The sequence below is a fragment of the Buttiauxella massiliensis genome, assembly GCF_902500225.1.
Lineage (GTDB): Bacteria > Pseudomonadota > Gammaproteobacteria > Enterobacterales > Enterobacteriaceae > Buttiauxella > Buttiauxella massiliensis.
The window spans coordinates 180746-201791 of sequence record NZ_LR722649.1 but is presented as its reverse complement, the minus strand read 5'-3'; the positions used below and the strand labels follow the sequence as shown (position 1 = coordinate 201791).

21 protein-coding genes and 3 tRNA genes are annotated in these 21046 nt (G+C 47.5%); 7 read left to right on the top strand and 17 right to left on the bottom strand.

Translation table 11 applies throughout. The features are described 5' to 3' along the window. Positions 1 to 126 precede the first annotated feature (126 nt). The 12 genes from deoB to GC128_RS03185 all read right to left on the bottom strand — a co-directional run bounded on the left by deoB (position 127) and on the right by GC128_RS03185 (position 12045). A complete protein-coding gene (gene deoB, locus GC128_RS03245; protein ID WP_151993075.1) occupies positions 127 to 1350 on the bottom strand; it encodes a phosphopentomutase in 1224 nt (407 codons plus the stop codon). Between the two features lie 73 nt (positions 1351 to 1423). Continuing rightward, positions 1424 to 2743: a thymidine phosphorylase gene (deoA, locus tag GC128_RS03240; protein ID WP_064513866.1), complete on the bottom strand. Its 1320-nt coding sequence runs from the start codon at positions 2741 to 2743 to the stop codon at positions 1424 to 1426. A gap of 251 nt (positions 2744 to 2994) precedes the next feature. After that, entirely contained in the window at positions 2995 to 3774 is a 780-nt protein-coding gene (gene deoC, locus GC128_RS03230) for a deoxyribose-phosphate aldolase (RefSeq protein WP_034459476.1), read from the bottom strand. Between the two features lie 235 nt (positions 3775 to 4009). Further along, entirely contained in the window at positions 4010 to 5287 is a 1278-nt protein-coding gene (locus tag GC128_RS03225; RefSeq protein WP_064513871.1) for a NupC/NupG family nucleoside CNT transporter, read from the bottom strand. A 167-nt stretch (positions 5288 to 5454) separates the two neighbouring features. Further along, positions 5455 to 6234, bottom strand: coding sequence for a TatD family hydrolase (locus GC128_RS03220; protein WP_151993073.1), 780 nt, complete (start codon positions 6232 to 6234; stop codon positions 5455 to 5457). Beyond that, the gene (locus tag GC128_RS03215) at positions 6231 to 7301 is read right to left on the bottom strand and encodes a patatin-like phospholipase family protein (protein WP_151993072.1); all 1071 of its coding nucleotides are present in this window, start codon (positions 7299 to 7301) and stop codon (positions 6231 to 6233) included. The genes GC128_RS03220 and GC128_RS03215 overlap by 4 nt, the downstream gene beginning before the upstream one ends. Before the next feature lie 256 nt (positions 7302 to 7557). After that, positions 7558 to 7719 (bottom strand): DUF1328 domain-containing protein, encoded by a 162-nt coding sequence (locus tag GC128_RS03210; RefSeq protein ID WP_064513877.1) that lies wholly within the window; start codon positions 7717 to 7719, stop codon positions 7558 to 7560. A 139-nt stretch (positions 7720 to 7858) separates the two neighbouring features. Beyond that, positions 7859 to 8476, bottom strand: coding sequence for a molecular chaperone OsmY (gene osmY / locus GC128_RS03205; RefSeq protein ID WP_151993071.1), 618 nt, complete (start codon positions 8474 to 8476; stop codon positions 7859 to 7861). A 342-nt stretch (positions 8477 to 8818) separates the two neighbouring features. Then, positions 8819 to 10408, bottom strand: a complete 1590-nt coding sequence (gene prfC, locus GC128_RS03200; RefSeq protein ID WP_064561080.1) for a peptide chain release factor 3 — start codon at positions 10406 to 10408, stop codon at positions 8819 to 8821. Positions 10409 to 10518: 110 nt separating this feature from the next. Beyond that, a complete protein-coding gene (gene yjjG / locus GC128_RS03195) occupies positions 10519 to 11193 on the bottom strand; it encodes a pyrimidine 5'-nucleotidase (protein ID WP_151993070.1) in 675 nt (224 codons plus the stop codon). A 17-nt stretch (positions 11194 to 11210) separates the two neighbouring features. After that, positions 11211 to 11654: a ribosomal protein S18-alanine N-acetyltransferase gene (gene rimI, locus GC128_RS03190; RefSeq protein WP_151993069.1), complete on the bottom strand. Its 444-nt coding sequence runs from the start codon at positions 11652 to 11654 to the stop codon at positions 11211 to 11213. Next, entirely contained in the window at positions 11623 to 12045 is a 423-nt protein-coding gene (locus tag GC128_RS03185; protein WP_407643452.1) for a DNA polymerase III subunit psi, read from the bottom strand. The genes rimI and GC128_RS03185 overlap by 32 nt, the downstream gene beginning before the upstream one ends. A gap of 232 nt (positions 12046 to 12277) precedes the next feature. Between GC128_RS03185 and rsmC the strand changes: the two genes are divergently transcribed. The 4 genes from rsmC to GC128_RS03165 all read left to right on the top strand — a co-directional run bounded on the left by rsmC (position 12278) and on the right by GC128_RS03165 (position 13751). Then, positions 12278 to 13309 (top strand): 16S rRNA (guanine(1207)-N(2))-methyltransferase RsmC, encoded by a 1032-nt coding sequence (rsmC, locus tag GC128_RS03180; RefSeq protein WP_151993068.1) that lies wholly within the window; start codon positions 12278 to 12280, stop codon positions 13307 to 13309. A 120-nt stretch (positions 13310 to 13429) separates the two neighbouring features. Next, a tRNA-Leu gene (locus GC128_RS03175) sits at positions 13430 to 13516 on the top strand. 29 nt (positions 13517 to 13545) lie between these two features. After that, positions 13546 to 13632: transfer RNA gene (locus GC128_RS03170), tRNA-Leu, on the top strand. Positions 13633 to 13664: 32 nt separating this feature from the next. Beyond that, positions 13665 to 13751 (top strand) — tRNA-Leu (locus GC128_RS03165). A gap of 50 nt (positions 13752 to 13801) precedes the next feature. Here GC128_RS03165 and GC128_RS03160 read toward each other — a convergent pair. Next, positions 13802 to 14041: a DUF1435 domain-containing protein gene (locus tag GC128_RS03160; protein ID WP_151993283.1), complete on the bottom strand. Its 240-nt coding sequence runs from the start codon at positions 14039 to 14041 to the stop codon at positions 13802 to 13804. A 270-nt stretch (positions 14042 to 14311) separates the two neighbouring features. Between GC128_RS03160 and GC128_RS03155 the strand changes: the two genes are divergently transcribed. Together GC128_RS03155 and fhuF are read left to right on the top strand one after the other, a co-directional pair. Next, positions 14312 to 15397: a GGDEF domain-containing protein gene (locus GC128_RS03155; RefSeq protein ID WP_151993067.1), complete on the top strand. Its 1086-nt coding sequence runs from the start codon at positions 14312 to 14314 to the stop codon at positions 15395 to 15397. Positions 15398 to 15495: 98 nt separating this feature from the next. Next, positions 15496 to 16284: a siderophore-iron reductase FhuF gene (gene fhuF, locus GC128_RS03150; RefSeq protein ID WP_151993066.1), complete on the top strand. Its 789-nt coding sequence runs from the start codon at positions 15496 to 15498 to the stop codon at positions 16282 to 16284. 45 nt (positions 16285 to 16329) lie between these two features. Here fhuF and GC128_RS03145 read toward each other — a convergent pair whose 3' ends face one another. After that, positions 16330 to 17676, bottom strand: coding sequence for a PTS sugar transporter subunit IIC (locus GC128_RS03145; RefSeq protein WP_151993065.1), 1347 nt, complete (start codon positions 17674 to 17676; stop codon positions 16330 to 16332). Positions 17677 to 18090: 414 nt separating this feature from the next. Between GC128_RS03145 and GC128_RS03140 the strand changes: the two genes are divergently transcribed. Next, the gene (locus GC128_RS03140; RefSeq protein ID WP_151993064.1) at positions 18091 to 18549 is read left to right on the top strand and encodes a YbaK/EbsC family protein; all 459 of its coding nucleotides are present in this window, start codon (positions 18091 to 18093) and stop codon (positions 18547 to 18549) included. A gap of 55 nt (positions 18550 to 18604) precedes the next feature. Here GC128_RS03140 and GC128_RS03135 read toward each other — a convergent pair whose 3' ends face one another. The 3 genes from GC128_RS03135 to GC128_RS03125 all read right to left on the bottom strand — a co-directional run bounded on the left by GC128_RS03135 (position 18605) and on the right by GC128_RS03125 (position 21037). Next, positions 18605 to 19303 carry a LuxR C-terminal-related transcriptional regulator gene (locus GC128_RS03135; RefSeq protein WP_151993063.1) on the bottom strand — a complete coding sequence of 233 codons (699 nt, stop codon included), beginning with the start codon at positions 19301 to 19303 and terminating at the stop codon, positions 18605 to 18607. Positions 19304 to 19325: 22 nt separating this feature from the next. After that, complete coding sequence (locus GC128_RS03130; protein ID WP_151993062.1) at positions 19326 to 19976, bottom strand: LuxR C-terminal-related transcriptional regulator; 651 nt, start codon at positions 19974 to 19976, stop codon at positions 19326 to 19328. Positions 19977 to 20158: 182 nt separating this feature from the next. After that, the gene (locus tag GC128_RS03125; RefSeq protein WP_151993061.1) at positions 20159 to 21037 is read right to left on the bottom strand and encodes a helix-turn-helix domain-containing protein; all 879 of its coding nucleotides are present in this window, start codon (positions 21035 to 21037) and stop codon (positions 20159 to 20161) included. Positions 21038 to 21046: the final 9 nt, after the last annotated feature.

The following is a 21046-nucleotide window of genomic DNA, read 5'->3' as shown; positions in this document are numbered from 1 at the left end:
TTAAGAGGTAAACGTCTGGGCGGATAAAACATCTCACCCAAATCTGTAATCCATATACCCTAAATAATTCGAGTCGCAGGTGAGCTTTTGCAGCCAACACCCCTGCGGCTCGAAGAATGACGGGTATCACAGCATGTTCTTACCGTAATCCATCGGAGACGTACCGAAATAGCTAGCAACCGTCTGACCGATATCCGCAAACGTTTCACGGTGGCCCAGAGAACCGGCTTTTACTTTCGGGCCGTAGACCAATACCGGAATGTGTTCACGAGTATGGTCAGTGCCTTGCCAGGTTGGATCACAACCGTGGTCAGCGGTGAGGATCAGAATATCGTCCTCTTTCAGCAGTTCCATCAGTTCCGGCAGGCGGCGGTCAAACAGTTCTAGTGCTGCGGCATAACCCGCAACGTCACGGCGGTGGCCATAAGATGAGTCGAAATCAACGAAGTTGGTGAACACGATAGTGTCGTCGCCCGCTTCTTTCATCTCTTTGATGGTGGCATCAAACAGCGCATCCAGGCCCGTCGCTTTCACTTTTTTGGTGATACCGACTTCAGCGTAGATATCCGCAATTTTGCCCACGGAAACCACGTGGCCATTTTTCTCATCAACCAGTTTTTTCAACACGGTTGGTGCTGGTGGTTCAACAGCCAGGTCATGGCGGTTACCAGTGCGCTGGAAGTTACCCGCTTTATCGCCAACAAAGGGACGCGCGATAACACGGCCAATGTTGTAGCCACCTTCGGTCAACTCTTCACGTGCGATTTCGCACAGCTCATAGAGTTTGTCCAGGCCGTAAGTCTCTTCGTGGCAAGCAATCTGAAACACGGAGTCAGCAGAGGTATAGAAAATCGGCTTGCCGGTTTTCATATGCTCTTCGCCCAGTTCATCCAGAATCACAGTACCGGAAGAGTGGCAGTTACCGAGGTAACCAGGCAGGTTTGCACGCTCAACCAGTTTATCCAGCAATTCCTGCGGGAAGCTGTTTTGCGTATCAGAGAAGTAACCCCAGTCGAATAACACAGGAACACCGGCGATTTCCCAGTGACCAGACGGCGTATCTTTACCTGATGAAAGCTCATGCGCCCAGCCATATGCACCGATAACTTCTGCATTACCGTCCATACCAGCTGGAATTTTACCAGTAGAGCCTTCGGCGGCTTTTACCAGACCCAGGCGGGTCAGGTTTGGCAAATTCAGTGGTCCTTTACGGCCTTTGTCTGCTTCGCCTTTGGCACAAGCCTCTGCAATGTGCCCGAAAGTATCAGAGCCGACATCGCCAAATTTTGCTGCATCTTCTGTTGCGCCGATACCGAAAGAGTCCAGCACCATAATAAATGCACGTTTCATAATTTCTCCTGCGTCGTTGCGCCTGAAACGCCCGGAGGCGTTTCAAAAAGTGATCAGATCAGTATGCCAGCAATTAGCTAATACGGCGATACACATCTGGCGTTTGTGCCGGTGCGGTTTCGTTAACTTTAATTGCCGCTTTAACAGCACGTGCCGCTTCCTGCCATTGAGCTTCACTTGCTGCATGAATCACTGCCAGTGGACGGGAGGTATCTACACTCTCGCCCAGACGAGCCATGTCGGTAAAGCCAACACTGTAGTCAAGAGAATCAGAGGCCTGACGACGACCACCGCCCATGGAAACGACCGCCATACCTAATGCACGAGTGTCCATCTGATTTACGAAACCAGCACGGTCTGCGAATACAGGTTTGCTCAGAACCGCGGTTGGCAGGTATTTCGCGTAATTTTCGACGAAATCTGCCGGCCCTTTTTGAGCTGCAACCATACGACCAAATACTTCTGCTGCTTTACCGTTATCCAGCACTGCTTGCAGTTTGGCACGCGCTTCGGCGTCGTCTTTCGCAAGGTTACCGGAAAGTAACATTTCCACGCACAGCGCCATGGTCACTTCATGCAGACGTGGATTGACGTATTCGCCAGTCAGGAACTGCACGGCTTCACGCACTTCAACAGCATTACCCGCGCTGGATGCCAGCACCTGGTTCATGTCGGTGAGCAGCGCCGTGGTTTTAACGCCCGCGCCATTTGCCACGCCAACAATCGCTTCAGCCAGTAATTCAGAAAGCTCATACGTTGGCATAAATGCGCCACTGCCCACTTTCACATCCATCACTAACGCATCCAGGCCTTCTGCGAGTTTCTTCGCAAGAATTGATGCGGTGATCAACGGGATGGAGTCTACGGTCGCGGTAATGTCACGTGTCGCGTAGAAACGCTTGTCAGCCGGAGCAAGGGAGTTAGTCTGGCCGATAATCGCCACGCCGACATTTTTAATGATGTCGCGGAAACGGTTATCGTCCGGGAAAATATCAAAGCCTGGGATCGCTTCGAGTTTATCGAGCGTGCCGCCAGTGTGGCCTAAACCGCGGCCAGAGATCATTGGGATATAACCACCACATGCCGCCACCATTGGGCCAAGCATTAAGGACGTCACATCACCCACGCCGCCCGTTGAATGTTTATCAACGATTGGGCCATTTAGGTTAAGGCTCTTCCAATCCAACACGGTTCCTGAATCTCGCATCGCCATGGTCAGTGATACGCGTTCAGGCATAGTCATGTCGTGGAAGAAGATAGTCATTGCCAGTGCGGCAATCTGCCCTTCGGAGATGGTGTTATCTCGAATACCATTAATGAAGAAACGAATCTCCTCATCACTTAGAGCATGGCCATCACGTTTTTTACGAATAATTTCTTGAGCGAGGAACAAGGTAACCCCCTGAGTGCATCAGGTGAAATGCGGCGGGGAACCCGCCACGAATAAATATTACTCTAAATAATTCGAGTTGCAGGCAGGCGGCAAGAGAACGACAAATTCGTCGGGAACGAATTTGAACAGCCAAAGGCTGGCCTCCGGTGAGAGACAGGAGTCTCTCATCAATCCCCAGGAGCTTACATGAGTAAGTGACTGGGGTGAGAGCGCGCAGCCAACACACCTGCAGCTTGAAGTATGATGAGTAATTAGTAGCTGCTGGCGCTTTTACCGTCGCCATGGCCCAGCGCTTTTAACAAGCTTGCGAGCAGGCTGGAAGCACCAAAACGGTAGTGACGGGAATCAGCCCAGTCAGCACCAAATAAATCATCAGCGATAGACAGGAACAGCGCTGCATCTTCAGCAGTACGCACGCCACCAGCTGGTTTGAAACCAACAGTTTTTTCAACGCCCATATCACGAATAACTTCCATCATGATGCGTGCGCTTTCAGGTGTTGCGTTGACTGGCACTTTACCAGTAGAGGTTTTGATGAAATCAGCGCCTGCTTTGATGGAGATTTCAGAAGCTTTACGAATCAGCGCTTCTTCTTTCAGCTCACCAGTTTCGATGATCACTTTCAGCAAAACGTTAGCCGCAGCACAGGCTTCTTTACAGGCTTTCACCAGTTCGAAACCAACTTGTTCGTTACCGGCGATCAGCGCACGGTATGGGAACACCACATCAACTTCGTCTGCGCCATAGGCGATAGCAGCACGAGTTTCAGCCAACGCGATTTCGATGTCGTCGTTGCCGTGTGGGAAGTTGGTCACCGTAGCGATGCGAATATCAGGAGTGCCCTGAGCATTCAGAGTCTTACGTGCGATTGGGATGAAACGCGGGTAGATACAAATAGCTGCGGTGTTGCCCACTGAAGTTTTTGCCTGATGACAAAGTGCGATCACTTTTTCATTAGTGTCATCATCATTCAGAGTGGTCAGATCCATCAGTTTCAGGGCGCGCAGGCTGCTTGCAGTTAAATCGGTCATAACATTCTCCAACAAAAGATATAGAATCAGTTGCGATGTTATAATTATAACATTCACAACCCAGATGGTTTTGCGGATAGCTTCACAAAAGCCACGATGAAATTACATAATTTGTACAGTATATGTGATTTAACAACGAGCGATAACGGAAAATTCATCGCCAGATATAAAAAATGGCCGACGCAAGCGCCAGCCATTGATTTCACAGAGATGTTATAATTTTAACATCTGTTTTTTATAATGACAGGAAGACCCCGGCAATTGTGGCACTCATCAGGTTTGACAATGTACCTGCTGCTACAGCCTTAAGACCTAACTGTGCAATATCATGACGACGGTTTGGAGCCATGCTTCCAAGTCCACCAATCAGGATAGCGATAGAAGAAAGGTTAGCAAAACCACACAGAGCGAAGGAGATAATTGCTTTGGTGTGATCTGACAGAACTTGCAGACCTGCTGCCGCTACAGTCGCGTCATCTTTCAGGTATTCCCCGAAGTTCAGGTAAGCAACAAATTCGTTGATGATTAACTTCTGGCCGATGAAGGAACCTGCAACGTTAGCTTCACTCCACGGTACACCGATAACCCATGCCAGTGGTGAGAACACCCAGCCGAGAATCAATTCCATAGACAGTTGCGGATAGTTGAACCAACCACCAATGCCAGAAAGCATGCCGTTAAGCAGCGCAATCAAAGCAACAAACGCCAGCAGCATTGCGCCCACGTTTAGAGCCAGTTGCATACCAGATGCTGCACCCGATGCCGCCGCATCCAGCACGTTTGCCGGGCGGTCTGGATCATTTTTCAAAGAGTCCAGTTCTGGCGAGTCGTTTGGCGTTTCAGTCTCAGGCAGGATAATTTTGGCGAACAGTAACCCGCCAGGGGCTGCCATGAATGAAGCGGCAATTAGGTACTCTAATGGCACGCCCATTTGCGCGTAACCTGCCAGTACTGAACCTGCAACAGAAGCCAAACCACCACACATTACAGCGAACAGTTCTGAACGCGTCATAGTGGCGATATAAGGACGAACAACCAGCGGAGCTTCAGTCTGACCAACAAAGATGTTTGCTGTTGCAGAAAGAGATTCTGTACGAGAGGTTTTCAGAATCTTACGCAGACCACCGCCGAGAATACGAATTACAAACTGCATAATGCCAAGGTAATACAGCACAGCAATCAGTGAGGAGAAGAAGACAATAATTGGCAGAACACGCAGTGCGAAAATAAAGCCACCGCCGCCAAAGACTTCGAACATTTTGTCTGAAACTAAGCCGCCGAACAGGAAGGAAATACCCGCATTACCGTAACCAATTACGTTAGCGACCCCTTCAGACATAGCGAGCAGAACCTGGCGACCGACCGGAACATACAGGATTAGCGCCCCGATACCGACCTGAATAATCCATGCGCCTAAAACAGTGCGCAGATTAATTGCTTTGCGATTACTGGAAAGTAAAACGGCGATCAGCAGCAGAACGATCATGCCGATCAATCCCATGAGTAGTTGCATACAGAATCCCTGTGTATTGAATGGAAAAGGAAAGCGAGCTAAAAAACTTTAGCGAGGCGGGATTATAACGGCAGGGAGGCCAGCAAATGGAATGGCAATCACGTATTTATAGACATTCACAGAAACGTTTGTCTTATTAAGTGAGCTAAGTCACATTTTGTTACTTACTATTTCATTGCGAATAGTTCATTGCAGTTATTAATAATCACGTTAGCGATAACTTCGGGAGGTTCTGAACGCAGTGTAGAAAGTGTCTGAAAAACATTAACAATGCGTTCCGGGCGATTCGGCTGCCCCTGCCAGCCGTTAAGCGGCATATCAGGTGCATCCGTTTCCAGAACCAGCGCACTAAGGGGTAAGCGCGCCATAACATCGCGCGTTTTGCTGGCTCGTGGGTACGTAATCGTTCCACCAACACCAATTTTGTAACCCATCGCCACAAAACGTTCGGCCTGTTGCAGGCTCCCCGAGAAGCCATGTACCACACCAGTGCGCGGTAAATTATGACGCTTCAAATGCGCGGCAAGTTTGTCGTGCGTGCGGCGTGAATGGAGAATGACAGGTAAATCATAACGTTTTGCCAGTTTTAGCTGGGCATCCAGCATCGCTTCTTGTTTATCAAAAAGCGGATTTTCCATATAAAGATCGAGTCCTATCTCACCGATAGCCACTAATTTTTCCGGACGCTGTTTCAGATGATGTTCGAGCAGCGCCAAAGATGCATCCTGATGCTTATGAATCACTATCGGATGCAAACCCAGCGCGGCATATAGCGCCGGATAGTTGTCTGCCAGCGCCAGCACCGTGCTAAAGCGGTCTGCTTCGATTGCCGGAACAATGATTTTTGTTACGCCCGCTTGCGCCGCAAGGGCAATGCTGTTGGCTTCATCATCGCTAAACGGCGGAAAGTCGAAGTGACAATGGGTATCATAAAACGTCATCGTCACGCCGTATCTTCGTTATTGAAAGTGGAGTCGTTAGCTTCTGGTGTTTCAATCACCGCTTTAGACAATGGCTCAGTGACCACAGTCTGCGGAACGACCACTGGACCCGGAACAACAATACGCGGCAGGTGGCGTTTTATTGGCGGCTTATCCGAGAGCAATTTCCCGATGGTTGCGAGGAAGTAACGCCCGCACAGACGTCCAGTTTTATAGTCGGTATTTAGCGCAGGTAATCGGCTGCCCAATGCAGAGCTCATCAATGGTTTCGGCGGGTAAATCTCGAAGATACGCAGTTTACCTGGCGGCTTTTCAATGAAGTTCTGAATCTCGCGATAGCTGGCTTCATGGTGATGCACCAGGTTTAATAAGGGCTGCAGGCTACTGTCGCCAAGCCAGCGCTCCATGCGTTTAAACCATTCAGGTGTGTAATACATTTGCGAAGGGACGGTACGAATCACCACCAGTGTATCAGCCCCCAGGCGTACAGCTTCTCTCACCGGAACCGCATCGCTTATTCCACCGTCCTGGTAACCGATGCCGTCAATCTCCACCCCGCTACGGTAAAAACCTGGAATCGCGCTTGAGGCTTTTAGAAGATTCAGCCATGTGCCGCTGTCAGGGGAAAAATATCCCGGCGTGTAGTCATCGCTGCGACAAGCGCACATGTAGAACGCTTTACCGGATTCAAATAGCTTTTCGGCCGTCGTCATTGAAAGCGGGATTTTGGTGGAAGTGGATTCCACTAGCCAATCGAGATCGATGAGATGCCCACCACGCACAAAGCGTAGAGGATCAAAAAATTCGCGAGTCGTCGTAAAACGAGTGATCACTCTTCTGGCATAACCGGGCTGGTGACAAACGTAAGCCGAAAGGTTTTGCGCACCGGCAGAAGTGCCTAAGAAGAGGTCAAACGGGTTGAAATTAGCGCGCATAAATTCGTCCAGCACGCCGGCTGTGAATATCCCACGCTGCCCGCCGCCTTCACAAACAATGGCGAGTTTTCCGGGACGAAACTTTTGAAGCGCAAGCGGCGAAATATTGCCGAGCGTTACGGGTATTCTTTGTCCCACCCTGCTTTCCTTGGTTCTTTATCCTTCATCTTTCAAGTCGCAGGGGTGTTGGCTGCGCTCAATCACCCCAGTCACTTACTTCAGTAAGCTCCTGGGGATGCTCTCCCTGGCCGCCTACCTGCAACTCAAAATCTAAAGGATATTTATTATTGGTTATTTATTATGGGTTATTTGATAGTCGATTAAAAACGCGAGAGCCAGTCTATGTAGACTGGCTCTCTGGTCTGTCTCTAAATGTTATAGCACGTAAATATCGCTATGGGCGTTTTCGACCCATAAACAGGCTAACCAAGAACAGAATAATACCTACCACGAAGACAATTTTTGCTGCACCTGCCGCAGTACCCGCGAGAGTACCAAAACCCAGTGCTGCTGCAATCAACGCAATGACCAGAAAAATAATGCCCCAACGAAACATAAGCTTCTCCTTAACCATAATGAACCCGAATCGCTTCTGGATGAGTGCCAGATACACACTCATTGGCGATATTGAGTAACGATGTTGCTGACCTACTCCCCCGGCATTACACCGAAGGAGAAAGTTTCTATATGCCCTGTTACTTCACTTTCAGGTCGTTTTTGACGCTTTTCACGCCATCAACTGCTTTAGCGATACTCTCGGCTCGAGCAGACTGCGCATTCGATTCCACGGTACCGGATAGCTGTACAACACCTTCAGTGGTTTCCACTTTCACGTGACGTGAAGGGACGATGTCATCAGCTAAAAGTTTAGCTTTAATTTCGCTAGTGGTCGCGGTATCGCCTGCATAACCGCTGACAGATTTATCAGACCCGTTACGCACATGAAGTTTATCGCTCACGGAAGAAACTCCTTCCACGCCTTTTGCGACAGTCACGGCCTGTTCGGCCTGCGCCTGGCTTTCAACAAAGCCACTTAGCGTTACCACTTTCTTGTCCGTTTTCACTGAGATATCAGTGCTTTTGATGCTGTCATGATCGACCAGTGCAGCTTTTACTTTGGCAGTAATTGCACTGTCATCCATAAAATTACCGACGTCTTTCACGGAGCTATCGATTTTTTCGCCTGCTGTGTCCGCTGTCGATTCGGTTTTGTTAAGCATCTTGTCTTCTGCTAAAGCGCTACCGCTTGCCAGCACAGAGCCAAGAACAACAGCTAACAGAGTTTTAGAAATCTTAGTCGTAGTCATAGTCATCGATTAATTCCTATAGTTTTGCTCACTATTTGAGCACAAGCCTTCAGGTACCGGCTTTCCTTAAACATCAGGCCAAGTAGTACGGCCTAAAAATTTCACGATCAGTTTTTAATAGCGCCAGGAAAAATGAGTACGAATGAACCCGCCAGAAATCTTCATTTACGTGGCATTTTCAACCAACCAATTTGTCACTGGTTTGTTAAATATAGACAACAATCACGGAATTGCATGGCGAAAGTGGGTGATCATGAGGGAAATGCGGGAAATTAAGAACAATCCGTAAGGGATTAATAAGACGGGAAAAGTAGCAGGACGCGACGGCTGCCGCGCCCTGAGAGACGATTAGTGCTCGCGGGTTTTACGGAACGTGACTTCTGGGTAACGATCTTGAGTCAAGTTCAGGTTGACCATAGTTGGAGCGATATAAGCGAGGTTGTCGCCGCCATCGAGAGCCAACTGCATTTCGTTTTTCCGTTTGAATTCTTCAAACTTCTTAACGTCCGTGCTTTCTACCCAACGCGCCGTTGAGACGTTGACCGACTCGTAAATCGCCTCAACGTTGTATTCGCTTTTCAGACGCGCCACAACCACATCGAACTGCAGCACACCGACCGCACCAACAATCAGATCGTTGTTCGCGATTGGACGGAAAACCTGTACCGCGCCCTCTTCAGAAAGCTGTACCAGACCTTTAAGCAACTGCTTCTGCTTTAATGGGTCACGCAGACGAATACGACGGAACAGTTCCGGTGCGAAGTTCGGAATACCGGTGAACTTCATCATTTCGCCTTGAGTGAAGGTATCACCAATCTGAATAGTGCCGTGGTTATGCAAGCCGATAATATCGCCTGGATACGCTTCTTCAACGTGCGAACGGTCGCCGGCCATAAAGGTCAACGCATCAGAAATCACCACATCTTTACCGGTACGAACCTGGCGCAGTTTCATGCCTTTTTCATACTTACCGGAAACCACACGCATAAAGGCAACGCGGTCACGGTGTTTCGGGTCCATGTTGGCCTGAATCTTAAATACGAAACCGGTGAATTTATCTTCCTGCGCTTCCACTTCACGCGTATCAGTTTTACGCGGCATTGGAGCAGGCGCCCAATCAACCAGGCCATCGAGCATGTGGTCAACACCAAAGTTGCCCAATGCAGTACCGAAGAAGACTGGTGTCAGCTCACCTTCAAGGAACAGCTCACGATCAAATTCGTGGGAAGCACCCTGAACCAGTTCCAGCTCATCACGCAATTGCGCGGCCAGATCTTCACCAACAGCAGCGTCAAGATCCGGGTTATCCAGCCCTTTAACGATGCGCACTTCCTGAATGGTATGGCCTTTACCTGTCTGATAAAGATAAGTTTCGTCTTTATAAAGGTGGTAAACGCCTTTGAACAACTTGCCGCAGCCGATTGGCCACGTGATTGGTGAACAAGCGATTTTCAGCTCGCGTTCAACTTCATCCATCACTTCCATCGGGTCGCGGATATCACGGTCGAGTTTGTTCATAAAGGTGAGAATTGGCGTATCGCGTAGACGGGTAACCTCCATCAACTTACGGGTACGATCTTCTACACCTTTCGCGGCGTCGATAACCATCAAACAACAGTCAACAGCGGTCAGAGTACGATAAGTATCTTCGGAGAAGTCTTCGTGCCCTGGGGTATCGAGCAGGTTAACCAGGCAGTCGTGATACGGGAATTGCATTACAGATGTGGTAATCGAGATACCACGCTGCTTTTCCATCTCCATCCAGTCAGATTTAGCATGCTGGCTGGAACCACGGCCTTTTACAGTACCGGCGGTCTGAATTGCCTGTCCGAACAGCAACACTTTTTCAGTGATGGTCGTTTTACCGGCATCGGGGTGAGAAATGATCGCAAAAGTGCGGCGTTTCCCCACTTCTTGCAAAAAAGGAGACAAAGTCATAATGAAATCTTCTGTGAATTGCGCACAGATATCACTGCGCGGCAAATGAACGTTACCTGACGGCTATTCTACCCATCAGGTGAGGTTTAACAATCGGCTGTAAGCAGTCATTAGTTACACAACAATCGCTCCAGTTCACTTAATGTGGTCACTTCCCAGGTCGGCGTGATGCCTTCCGGTAAGCTTCGTCCATGGGCATTGAGCCAGCAGGTGGCAATGCCTGCGTTCATGCCGCCTAAAATATCTGATTCCGCAGTGTCACCAACCATCATTACTCGGTCGCGTGGCGGCTGGCACATTTGCTCAAAGGTGTAATCAAAAATCTTACGATCGGGTTTCGCGACACCGACCTGTTCAGAAATCACCAGCAAATCGAAATAATCGCGCAGACCGGTACGCTCCAGGCGAATTTGCTGCAACGCAGTAAAACCGTTGGTGATAATACCGATTTTCACTTTATCTTTTAACGCATTAAGCAGCGAAACAGCACCAGGCAGCGGCACGCAAATTTCGGCCATAGCGTTAAGAAATGCTGCATTAAGGTCACCCGCAGGCACTGATAATCTTTCGGACCACCCCTGGAAACGCTGATGCTGTAAATGAAGCGCGCTAATGGTTCCATTCTGGTAATCGGTCCACAAAGGTTTGTTAACCGCCTGGTAATCCTGGAAGTCTTCAGCGGTAAAGGTCACGCTATAATCGAGAAACATCCGCTGCAAGCCGCCGAAAGCGTCAAAGGTAAATAGCGTTTCGTCAGCATCAAATAAAATCCAGTCCCAGTTCATCAACACACCTTTTCAAATTAGCCTAACGGTAACGCCATGATGATGGCGTCTTCGCGACCCTCTTTTGTGGGGTAGTAGTTACGGCGAATCGTCGCCTCGTTAAAGCCCAGACTTTCATAAAGTGCGATCGCTGCCGTATTTGAGGCGCGCACTTCAAGCCACAGGGTAAATACATCTCGCGCTTCCAGTTCGCTGATTAAATGCTCCAGCAACTGGCGACCTAACCCCTGACGTTGGTAATCAGGGTCAACAGCAATATTAAACAGCGTCGCCTCATCCAACACGACTTGCGTCACCGCAAACGCCGCCATTTTGCCATCAACATCGAGGCGAAAATTCAAATAGCGCTCACCTTCGTTACTCGCGAAGGTCTTTTCACTCCATGGGAAAGCATGGCTGCGAAGTTCGATGGCGTAAGCCGCGCTCAAGTCACTGGTGGTGAGGGAAGAAATCGTTTTCATGTTCACAAATTTGCTGCCACAACGCCTGTCGAGCGGCGCCATTTTGATAAAGCTCGTTTAATTCGGGGGTCGCTAATTGCGCGCCTGGTATGGGAAGAGGTTCACTCACACCCAATCGCCAGCTATTACAGTGGCTATCACCTGGCAGCATCGCGGCCCGTTCTGGTGTCAGTTGCATGACCTGCTGTGCATCCAAATTCAGACTACGCAAAACATCGTTAACTAACGGATCTTTTAGATCAGGAAGCGCTTCGGCGACGATCAGTAGCCTGACGTTTTGATGCAGTGAGACTGCAATTTCGCCCTGCAACGCAGCCGGGCGCCGCAACTCCCACTGGGTAATGCCCAGTTGTTGTAACAACCAGTCACGTCGCAAAGGTATATGAGGCATAGCGAAACCAGGTAGAGAGTGCCAATTGGGGCGCAAATATAGCAAATTCATCGAATATGCGCCATTAAAGCTCGATTACACGAATTAATCGGAGTGGCAGCAAGGCGACAAACGAAGTCATCCCGATGAGCTTACTAGAGTAAGTGATTCGGGTGAATGAGTGCAGTGAACGCCGCTGCAACTTCGAGTAAGAAGTGTATAATCCCGGTTCTGATTTCCCAGGAGTAATTTGATGACTGCGTTAACCCCGGCAAGTGAAGTGCTGCTGCGCCATAGCGATGATTTTACCGAAAGCCGCGTGCTGTTTGCCGGTGACTTACAAGACGATCTGCCAGCCCGTTTCGAAACGGCAGCAAGTCGCGTTCATACCCAACAATTTCACCACTGGCAGGTATTGAGCGCTCAGATGGGCGAAGATGCACAATACGGCCTGGTGGCTGACACTAGCAGCATTGGCGACTGCAATACCCTGGTTTACTACTGGCCGAAGAACAAGCCAGAAGCACAGTTCCAACTGATGAATATTTTGTCGTTGATGCCCATTGGCAGCGATATTTTTGTTGTCGGTGAAAACCGTAGCGGTGTGCGCAGTGCTGAGCAGATGCTCGCTGAATTTTGCCCACTCAACAAAATCGATAGTGCGCGTCGTTGCGGCCTTTATCATGGTCGTCTGGAAACACAGCCGCAGTTTGATGAAAATTCATGGTGGGATGAGTACCAACACGAAAGTCTGACCGTCAAAACCTTGCCTGGCGTATTTAGCCGTGACGGCCTGGATACCGGCAGTAAATTGCTGCTTTCCACGCTGACTGCGCACACCAAAGGTAAAGTGCTGGATGTAGGTTGTGGCGCTGGCGTGCTGGCGGTAGCCCTGGCTAAACATTCTCCAAAAGTCCGTCTGACTTTGTGTGATGTTTCTGCTCCAGCCGTTGCAGCAAGCCGCGCAACGCTTGAAGCCAACGAGATCGCAGGCGAAGTCATCGCCAGTAACGTCTATTCCGAAGTGAATGGTCGTTTTGACATGATTATCTCAAACCCACCGTTCCATGATGGTTTGCAAACTAGCCTTGATGCAGCTCACCAGCTGATTCGCGGCGCAGTCCGCCATCTGAATATGGGCGGTGAATTGCGTATCGTAGCGAACGCCTTCCTGGCCTATCCGGACGTGCTGGACGAAACCTTTGGTAACCACGAAGTGATCGCTCAGACAGGGCGTTTCAAAGTTTACCGCTCAGTTGTTATGCGTGGCGTGAAGAAGCGTTAATACAACACAGTGCCGCTTTTTCCAGCGATTAGAAAAGCGGCACCAAATTAACTGTTGACGACGCGCAGAAAACATCTAGAATGCGCCTCCGTGGTTACAATACTTCGGTGTTGTGGGTATGCGAAGGTGGCGGAATTGGTAGACGCGCTAGCTTCAGGTGTTAGTGTTCTTACGGACGTGAGGGTTCAAGTCCCTCTCTTCGCACCATTAACCACGCAAGATATCGTTCGCACTGCGCGAAGGTGGCGGAATTGGTAGACGCGCTAGCTTCAGGTGTTAGTGTTCTTACGGACGTGAGGGTTCAAGTCCCTCTCTTCGCACCAATGCGAAGGCGATATCAGATAAGTTTTGAATTGCGAAGGTGGCGGAATTGGTAGACGCGCTAGCTTCAGGTGTTAGTGCTCTAACGGGCGTGAGGGTTCAAGTCCCTCTCTTCGCACCAATTCTTATCAACTTCCCAGCAGTACTCTTTTATCCCTCAGTTTTATCTCGCTATTTCATCGTTCCCATATTCATCATCACCAAAGCAAGCCCACTGGCAAATGCAACGCATGACGGTAGCAGCACAAAATGACGTAACCGTTTATGGTACAGCATGGCTGCGGTCACCAATAATCCTAATACAATCAAGACGCGCCACTGGCTAAAAGAAAGATCAAGATACAGTAACGCGGCGACGATACCTGCCGGCACCAGCACACCCCATGCACTTTCTAACTGACGTTGTAACATCATCGCTATCTCATCAATTGGTAATGATAACCAATATCATATGATATTATTTCTCGTTTGTCAGCGATAGCGTATCGTCAGTTTTACATTAGAAATCTTAAGCTTTCCGCATCATCAGATGACATATATTCAGTAAGGTGATAGATTGGCGCTTAATGTTAAATCTCTGATTAACACCTATTGCCTACATGAAGTAATCACTTTCCGGATATATTTTCCTACTTCATTCACAGCATGATGTCGACATGAGTCGAAAGAACTATTTTTGATATGACAGCAACAAATTGGTCCACTTTACTCAAAGGGAAACATCAACTCTCTTTGCGTTTATTTTTATTATTAAATGCGTTTTCTGCGGGATTTAGCATGATATCCCCGGCAACTAATACGCAACATATTACAGTACCCATTGTTCTGGTGCTGGTGGTAAGCCTGTCCTGTCTGCTTTGGCAGCTGGTAAATAAAAAGAAACTAATTAACATTAACTTCATTTCGTTAATTATTGGCTTACTCTGGGCGGGGCATATCTATATAAAAGTCTCTGCAATGCCAAATAAAGACGTTTCTTTTTTAATTATTGCCTTGTTGGCAATATTATTTATTGGCGCAATCTCTTTTATTAATAATATACAAGCATTTATTGCCGCATGCCTGCCGGCCACCTTAATCATATTCTGGCTTGATCAGGGTGCCAACTGGCCGCGCCTGTTGTATTCAATTGTTCTGCCAGGGGTGGGGATTACCATTCAACATATCATTCATCAGCGTCATGATAACTTTACGCGTCGTTTGATGAATAAGCTGCTTGAGGAAAAAGAAACCCTTAACGATCTTAGTATGTTAGATCCGCTTACCGGTTTGAATAATCGCCGTGGGTTCCAGAACCGTTTTGATACTCTGCTCTCAGTCGGAAGCGGCCAGCATTACATACTGCTGCTGGATATCGACCATTTTAAATCCTACAACGATAACTATGGCCATAACATGGGCGATAAGGCTCTGACGCATGTCTCTGCGGCTATTCGTGACGCTGTCCGTTCACGTGATGTCGTCACGCGTTATGGCGGTGAAGAGTTTATGGTTTTACTGGTTGATGTCGATGCTGAACAAGCCTTGCAAACAGCAGAGCGCATTCGCCAACGCGTTTATGATTTAAATATTCAGCACATGTTTAATAAAAGCGTGGCGACGCATCTTACTATAAGCATCGGCCTTGCAGCACTTGAGCAGCACGACATTGATGAAGCATTACGCAAAGCTGACGGCGCACTTTATCGTGCCAAGCGACAGGGCCGTAATAGTATCTTTGTCAGCGAAACTATCCTTCACACACAAACAGAACCCGCTCATTTTTAACGGCTAATTGCTTTGAACACAAAACAACCTTGCTAAAGGCGCTATCTATAGATAGGATTGGCAATCATTATCATTTGTATTAGTGGTCTTGTTTGTAGATGGCGTTTCAATCTTCTCAGCTTAACGACGATTTTGCGTGGCTACCGCCATTTACGCATTCGCAGCCGACGCTCGCGGATGAGTTACGCACGCATTTTGCTGTGCATCGACCATACTTCAACGACATCATCAAACTCAATGAACCTGTACCTCACACCAGCCTGTCTCTGCATCAGTGGGCACAACCTGCGGCCTTAACTTCACTTCTCGCCTGCTACAGTGACCACATTTACCGGAACCAACCACAGCTTGTGCGTGAAGGGAAGCCGCTAAAATCGCTATGGGCACAATGGTATCTTGGCTTGTTGGTTCCGCCGCTAGTCATGGCATTGATTACCCAACCTCGTGCACTGGATATCGACCCGCAACACATCCATGTTGAGTTTCACGAAACAGGCAGAGCTGCCATTTTCTGGCTAGACGTTCAGGAAGATAAGATGGCGACGACAATGTCGTTAACCCAACGCCTTGAAAAGCTAATTATTAAAGGGTTAATGCCCGTCGTTGATGCACTGGAAAACAGTGGCGAAATCAATGGAAAACTCATCTGGAGTAATACGGGATATCTGCTGAACTGGTTTTTTGGCGAGCTCAGAGAGTTGCTGAATGAATCGACAATTGCCGAGTTGCGTCATGCCTGTTTCTTTGAGAAACAGTTGCAGGATGGTCAGGATAATCCCCTCTACCGTACCGTCATTCTACGTGAAGGTTTACTGGTACGTCGCACCTGCTGCCAACGCTATAAACTGCCAGATGTACAACGTTGCGGTGACTGTACGTTAAAGTAAAACGGTGGGTTTCCCCACCGTTTCATTTCACTTCTCACTCTACTGTTAAGCAGCCTGTTGGCTCTCTTCTCCGGATGATCTCTGTGCTTCTTCCGCTTCTTGTTCCAGCAACTGCTTCTCGTATACTTTGAAGAACGGGAAGTAGATGATGGCGGAAACCACAGCCAGCAGAATAACCAGAATCGCCGCACGGAAATCCCAGCCCAGAGCCCATGCCGCACCGATTGGTGCAGGTGCAGTCCACGGCACAACTGAAATCACGCGGCCAATCAAATCCATCTTCATTGCGCCCCACGCCAGCACGGCGTTAACCATTGGTGCCAGCAGGAACGGAATAAAGAACACTGGGTTCATAACAATTGGCGTACCGAAAATGACCGGTTCATTAATGTTAAAGAAACTTGGCACCACGCTTAGTCGCCCAATTGAGCGCAGGTGAGCTGATTTACTACGCAGATAGCAAATCACCAACCCCATGGTTGCACCCGAGCCACCAATCACGATAAAGAAAGTCCAGAACGCTTCCATAAAGATGTGTGGCAGTGGTGCACCTTGTGCCAACGCGCTCTGGTTCATGCCGAGGTTGGTCAGCCAGAACATTTGCAACATGCCAGAAATAATGGCCGCGCCGTGAATTCCTGCAAACCAAAGCAGATGGCCAATCAGCACCGCCAGCAAAATAGCAGGCAGTGAGTCCGCCGCAGAAACTAGCGGTTTGAACAGTGACATAATGGCTTGTGGAATTAACATGCCAAACTCAGACTGAATGAACAGGCTCAGCGGGTAAAGCGTTAGCACCACAACCAGAACGGGGATCAGAAGATCAAAGGAGTTTTTGATCATCGGTGGAACCTGGTCCGGGAGCTTGATTCCGATATTGTGCGCTTTCAAGAAACGCATCATTTCGACACAGTAAATCGCCACCAGAATTGCAGTGAAAATCCCTGTACCTCCCATGCTATCTACCGGCATCGTGCCTTTAGTTTTTGGTGCTGCCACCAGCAGAAAAGCCATGAGTGAAAGCATTGCACACATGAAGGGGTCCAGACCGTGCGACTTCACATAGTGCTTACCGAGGTTATACGCAATAGCCGCACAAATGTAGATAGACATAATGCCCATCGTCATATCAAACGGCGTCAGAATTTGCCCTTCAAACTGTTTCGCCATATCCAGCCACGCACGTGCAAACCCCCAGGTGGTGGTTGGCGAGAACGGTGGATAGGCAAAGACCAATAAGAACGAACCGACAATCATAAATGGCATCGCGGAAATAAACCCATCACGAATCGCCATAACATGGCGCTGTGAAGAGATTCGTCCCGCAATGGGACTAACGTAGTTTTCTACAAAACGGAAAATCAAATTAAAAGCTGCATGATTCGTAGACATATCGGAACTCCAGTCAGGCTATCAACGCGAATGTAGCCGCGGGAAAAGTATCGCCGCGCAACAGTCCGTAATTCATAGAATTCGTCCCCGAAACCGGGACCTTTTTAGATACAGCTTTCAATTCGACATCAGCGGCACAGCATAAAAAAATCGGTTTCATAGGCTGCTCTTATTATTGGGTACAGGTGTGTGACCGTTTAAGTATTCATCGCTAATTCACGTACTGCAACCGGTTACTGAAACCGGTTGCAGTGAATGTGAAGAAGATCCAGAAATCACTGAAACTTTAGCTTCTTTAGGTATTTCACATCACAACGTCGCCCTTTCATTCGACACAATCAGGGTCGGTTTCACTGGTTTACATATAGCACATACTTATGCCAAATTATTTGCTGAACAGAATGGGAGAAAAGCATGAGCCTGCAGTCCGTCCGGCAATTCTTTGCCGAAAACGCCCCCGATATCGACATCATTGAATTGAATCAAAGTACAGCAACTGTTGCTTTAGCTGCGGTAGCCCATAACGTCGAGCCTGGGCAGATTGCTAAAACATTGTCGTTGAAAGTGAAGGATAGAGTGGTCTTGGTTGTCGCGAAAGGTGACGCACGCCTGGATAATAAAAAACTTAAAACTGTTTTTGGGGCCAAAGCCCGCATGCTTAGCAGTGATGAGGTTGTTACCTGGACAGGCCACCCCGTGGGCGGAGTGTGTCCTTTTGGACTAGAAAATCCGTTAACTGTTTACTGCGATATTTCACTTAAACAGTACGAGGAGGTTTTACCTGCTGCCGGAGCCATTCATAGCGCGGTGCGTATTTCACCTGCTCGCTTAGCAGAACTCACCGCTGCACATTGGGTTGATGTGTGCCAATAATCAGGAGACTGAGGACAAATTTAAGCTCCTCAGTCGTACCTTATTATTTTCATACTCACTGGTTATAAGGTGGAATATTTAACTCCCGCTTTCCATGTTCACTAAATAGCCAGGCATACATTTCGGCATCTGTTTTAATTTCCAATCGGCGCATAGCACTTTTTTTTTGCGCGCTAACAGTTTTATAGTTTTTTTCAAGGAGAGTCGCAATTTGCACTAACTTCCAACCTTTACTGATCAGCCGTAAAACTCGGCATTCTGAAAAAGTTAAACTCGTTTTGACCATATCATTAACAGATGTCTGTGCAGCTTTCTCCTGCAAAAGACAGTCGCTGATTCTTTCAACATCACTAGCATTATTAAATACATGCTCGATAATGCTGTTCATTGGTTCATGTAAAGAAAGCAATGAAGTTTTGGTTGTCAACAATCGTTCAACAGCGAGATTAAGCAGATGTAGAGGCAAAATAAATATCCATCTCACATGCTGTGATTTATTTTTCAGATGTTTCAGAAAATCGCATAGCTCTATAAACTCCTGTTGCGAACTATCCAATTCAAGCACGACAACATCCCCCTGCTCCAGAATTTCTGAATTTAGCTCTAAATAATCCGCCAACAAAACCTGTGAAGATTCTGCTGCTTTTTCTTTCATAACGATCTGAAAACCTTCTCTCATCAACGGCCGTTTACTAATAACTACTGCACGACAAAAAGGGTTATGCAAAAAGGTCTTTTCCTTGTTTTCTGTCATCTAAATATCCTTATAATAACAATTAATTACCTGTTAACTCGCAACGAAAAACATGGAGGTCTTTATCACAGTGAAACCCCAGCTTTTCCATTGCATGTCTTTTATGTGAGCTTACTGTTCTGATATCGCGCCCCAAACGCTTTGCTACCTGGGTAACGTTACGACCTAAAAATAGCTGCTCGATCACTTGCATCTCACATTCCGTCAATTCAGCAGGTATCTGCTCCTGCAGAACAGTTTTAATCATTGGGCTGTGTAGAGTTATGCCACTAGATAGTGATTTTATTAACAGCTCCATAAATATTGATGGTGATTCATACTGAGATATAACCACTCGAACACCAAGAGATGAAATATACTTCAGAATGTTAACCTTATGATTATGAGTGTAAATAACAATATTTTTATTTGGCTTTGCCTTTCGATACCATTTAATAAACTTTACCTCATCAGATAATCGCTGTGATGATTTACTGACATTTAAGATAATAGTGGAATGGGGGGTTTTTAACACTTCATCATAAGCGGCATGAATATCTTTAATAATATTAATTGAATTTTTAAATTCCGGCCTGGCATTTAGCTGATGAATTACTCCCGCCACCATTAACACACAAGGTATAACAACCATTACTTGACTAGATACATTATTTATAGTGATATTGTTTATCATATCATTCCCTTGATCTATATATCAAAAAACAAAAAAGAAAGGATATTAGATATACATGAAAACCAACAAACAATGCCAATTTAAATAGCATTCCCACCATTATATTTATAAAAAAACCAATAGAGTAATGAAAGAAAAACAATAAGTTAATATAAATAATTACTGTAAAACAGGATGCCGACTTAAAGATCCCGAATGGGATGGTTACGAAAATCTTTTGGCGTAGTTGCCATATGGCGGCGGAAAAAACGTGAAAAGTAAGTTGAGTCACTAAAACCAAGATAATCAGATATTTGACTAACTGTCATGCTGGTGTAGAGCAAACTGCGTCGAGCTTCAAGCAACAGCCTTTGATGCAATACGTTTAGTGCGCTGTAGCCATAAAACTCATGGCACAGATTATTTAAATGCACACTGGATAGCCCTACGGCACTTGCATAATGCGTTACCGAAAGTTGCTCACGATAATGTCGTTCAACAAGTTGGTTAAACTGATTAATCACTGAGCGTTTTCGCTCAACACGCGAACTGCCACTCGGGGGTGGAGTACATTGTCGATTAAGCCAAACCAGCAAAGCGCTAATCAGTGAATGCAACATCATATCGCGCGCTTCACCCTGACCCTCATACTCACTTTGCAGAGTGCTAAACAGAGTATTAATTTGCCTGCGAGAGCCTTTCACCGGTAGGCAGGTTGCTTGTGAGAGCACCTGCAAAGGGCGACCAAACTGTTGTTCAAACTGCGTTATTAAAGGCGCTGAAAAAGACAGCGAATAGCCCTGTGCTCCGGGCGAAAATTTAAAACCATGCACGCATAAGGCTGGAACAACTTGAATACAGGCATGCGTCACGTGGTGAGTACAGCCCTCAATGTCTATCTCCACCTGTCCTTTACGCAAATAAAGCAGTTGAACTAAATCCGCATGTTGATGCGTACGAATATGCCATTCATAAAGGCTACTACGGCTGTGGATAGACTCGCAATGCAGCAAATCAGATGCAGGCCAGTTCCGGCTTTCACCATAAAGTTTGAATACCGGAATACTGGTGTTCTGGGCCATGACATCCTC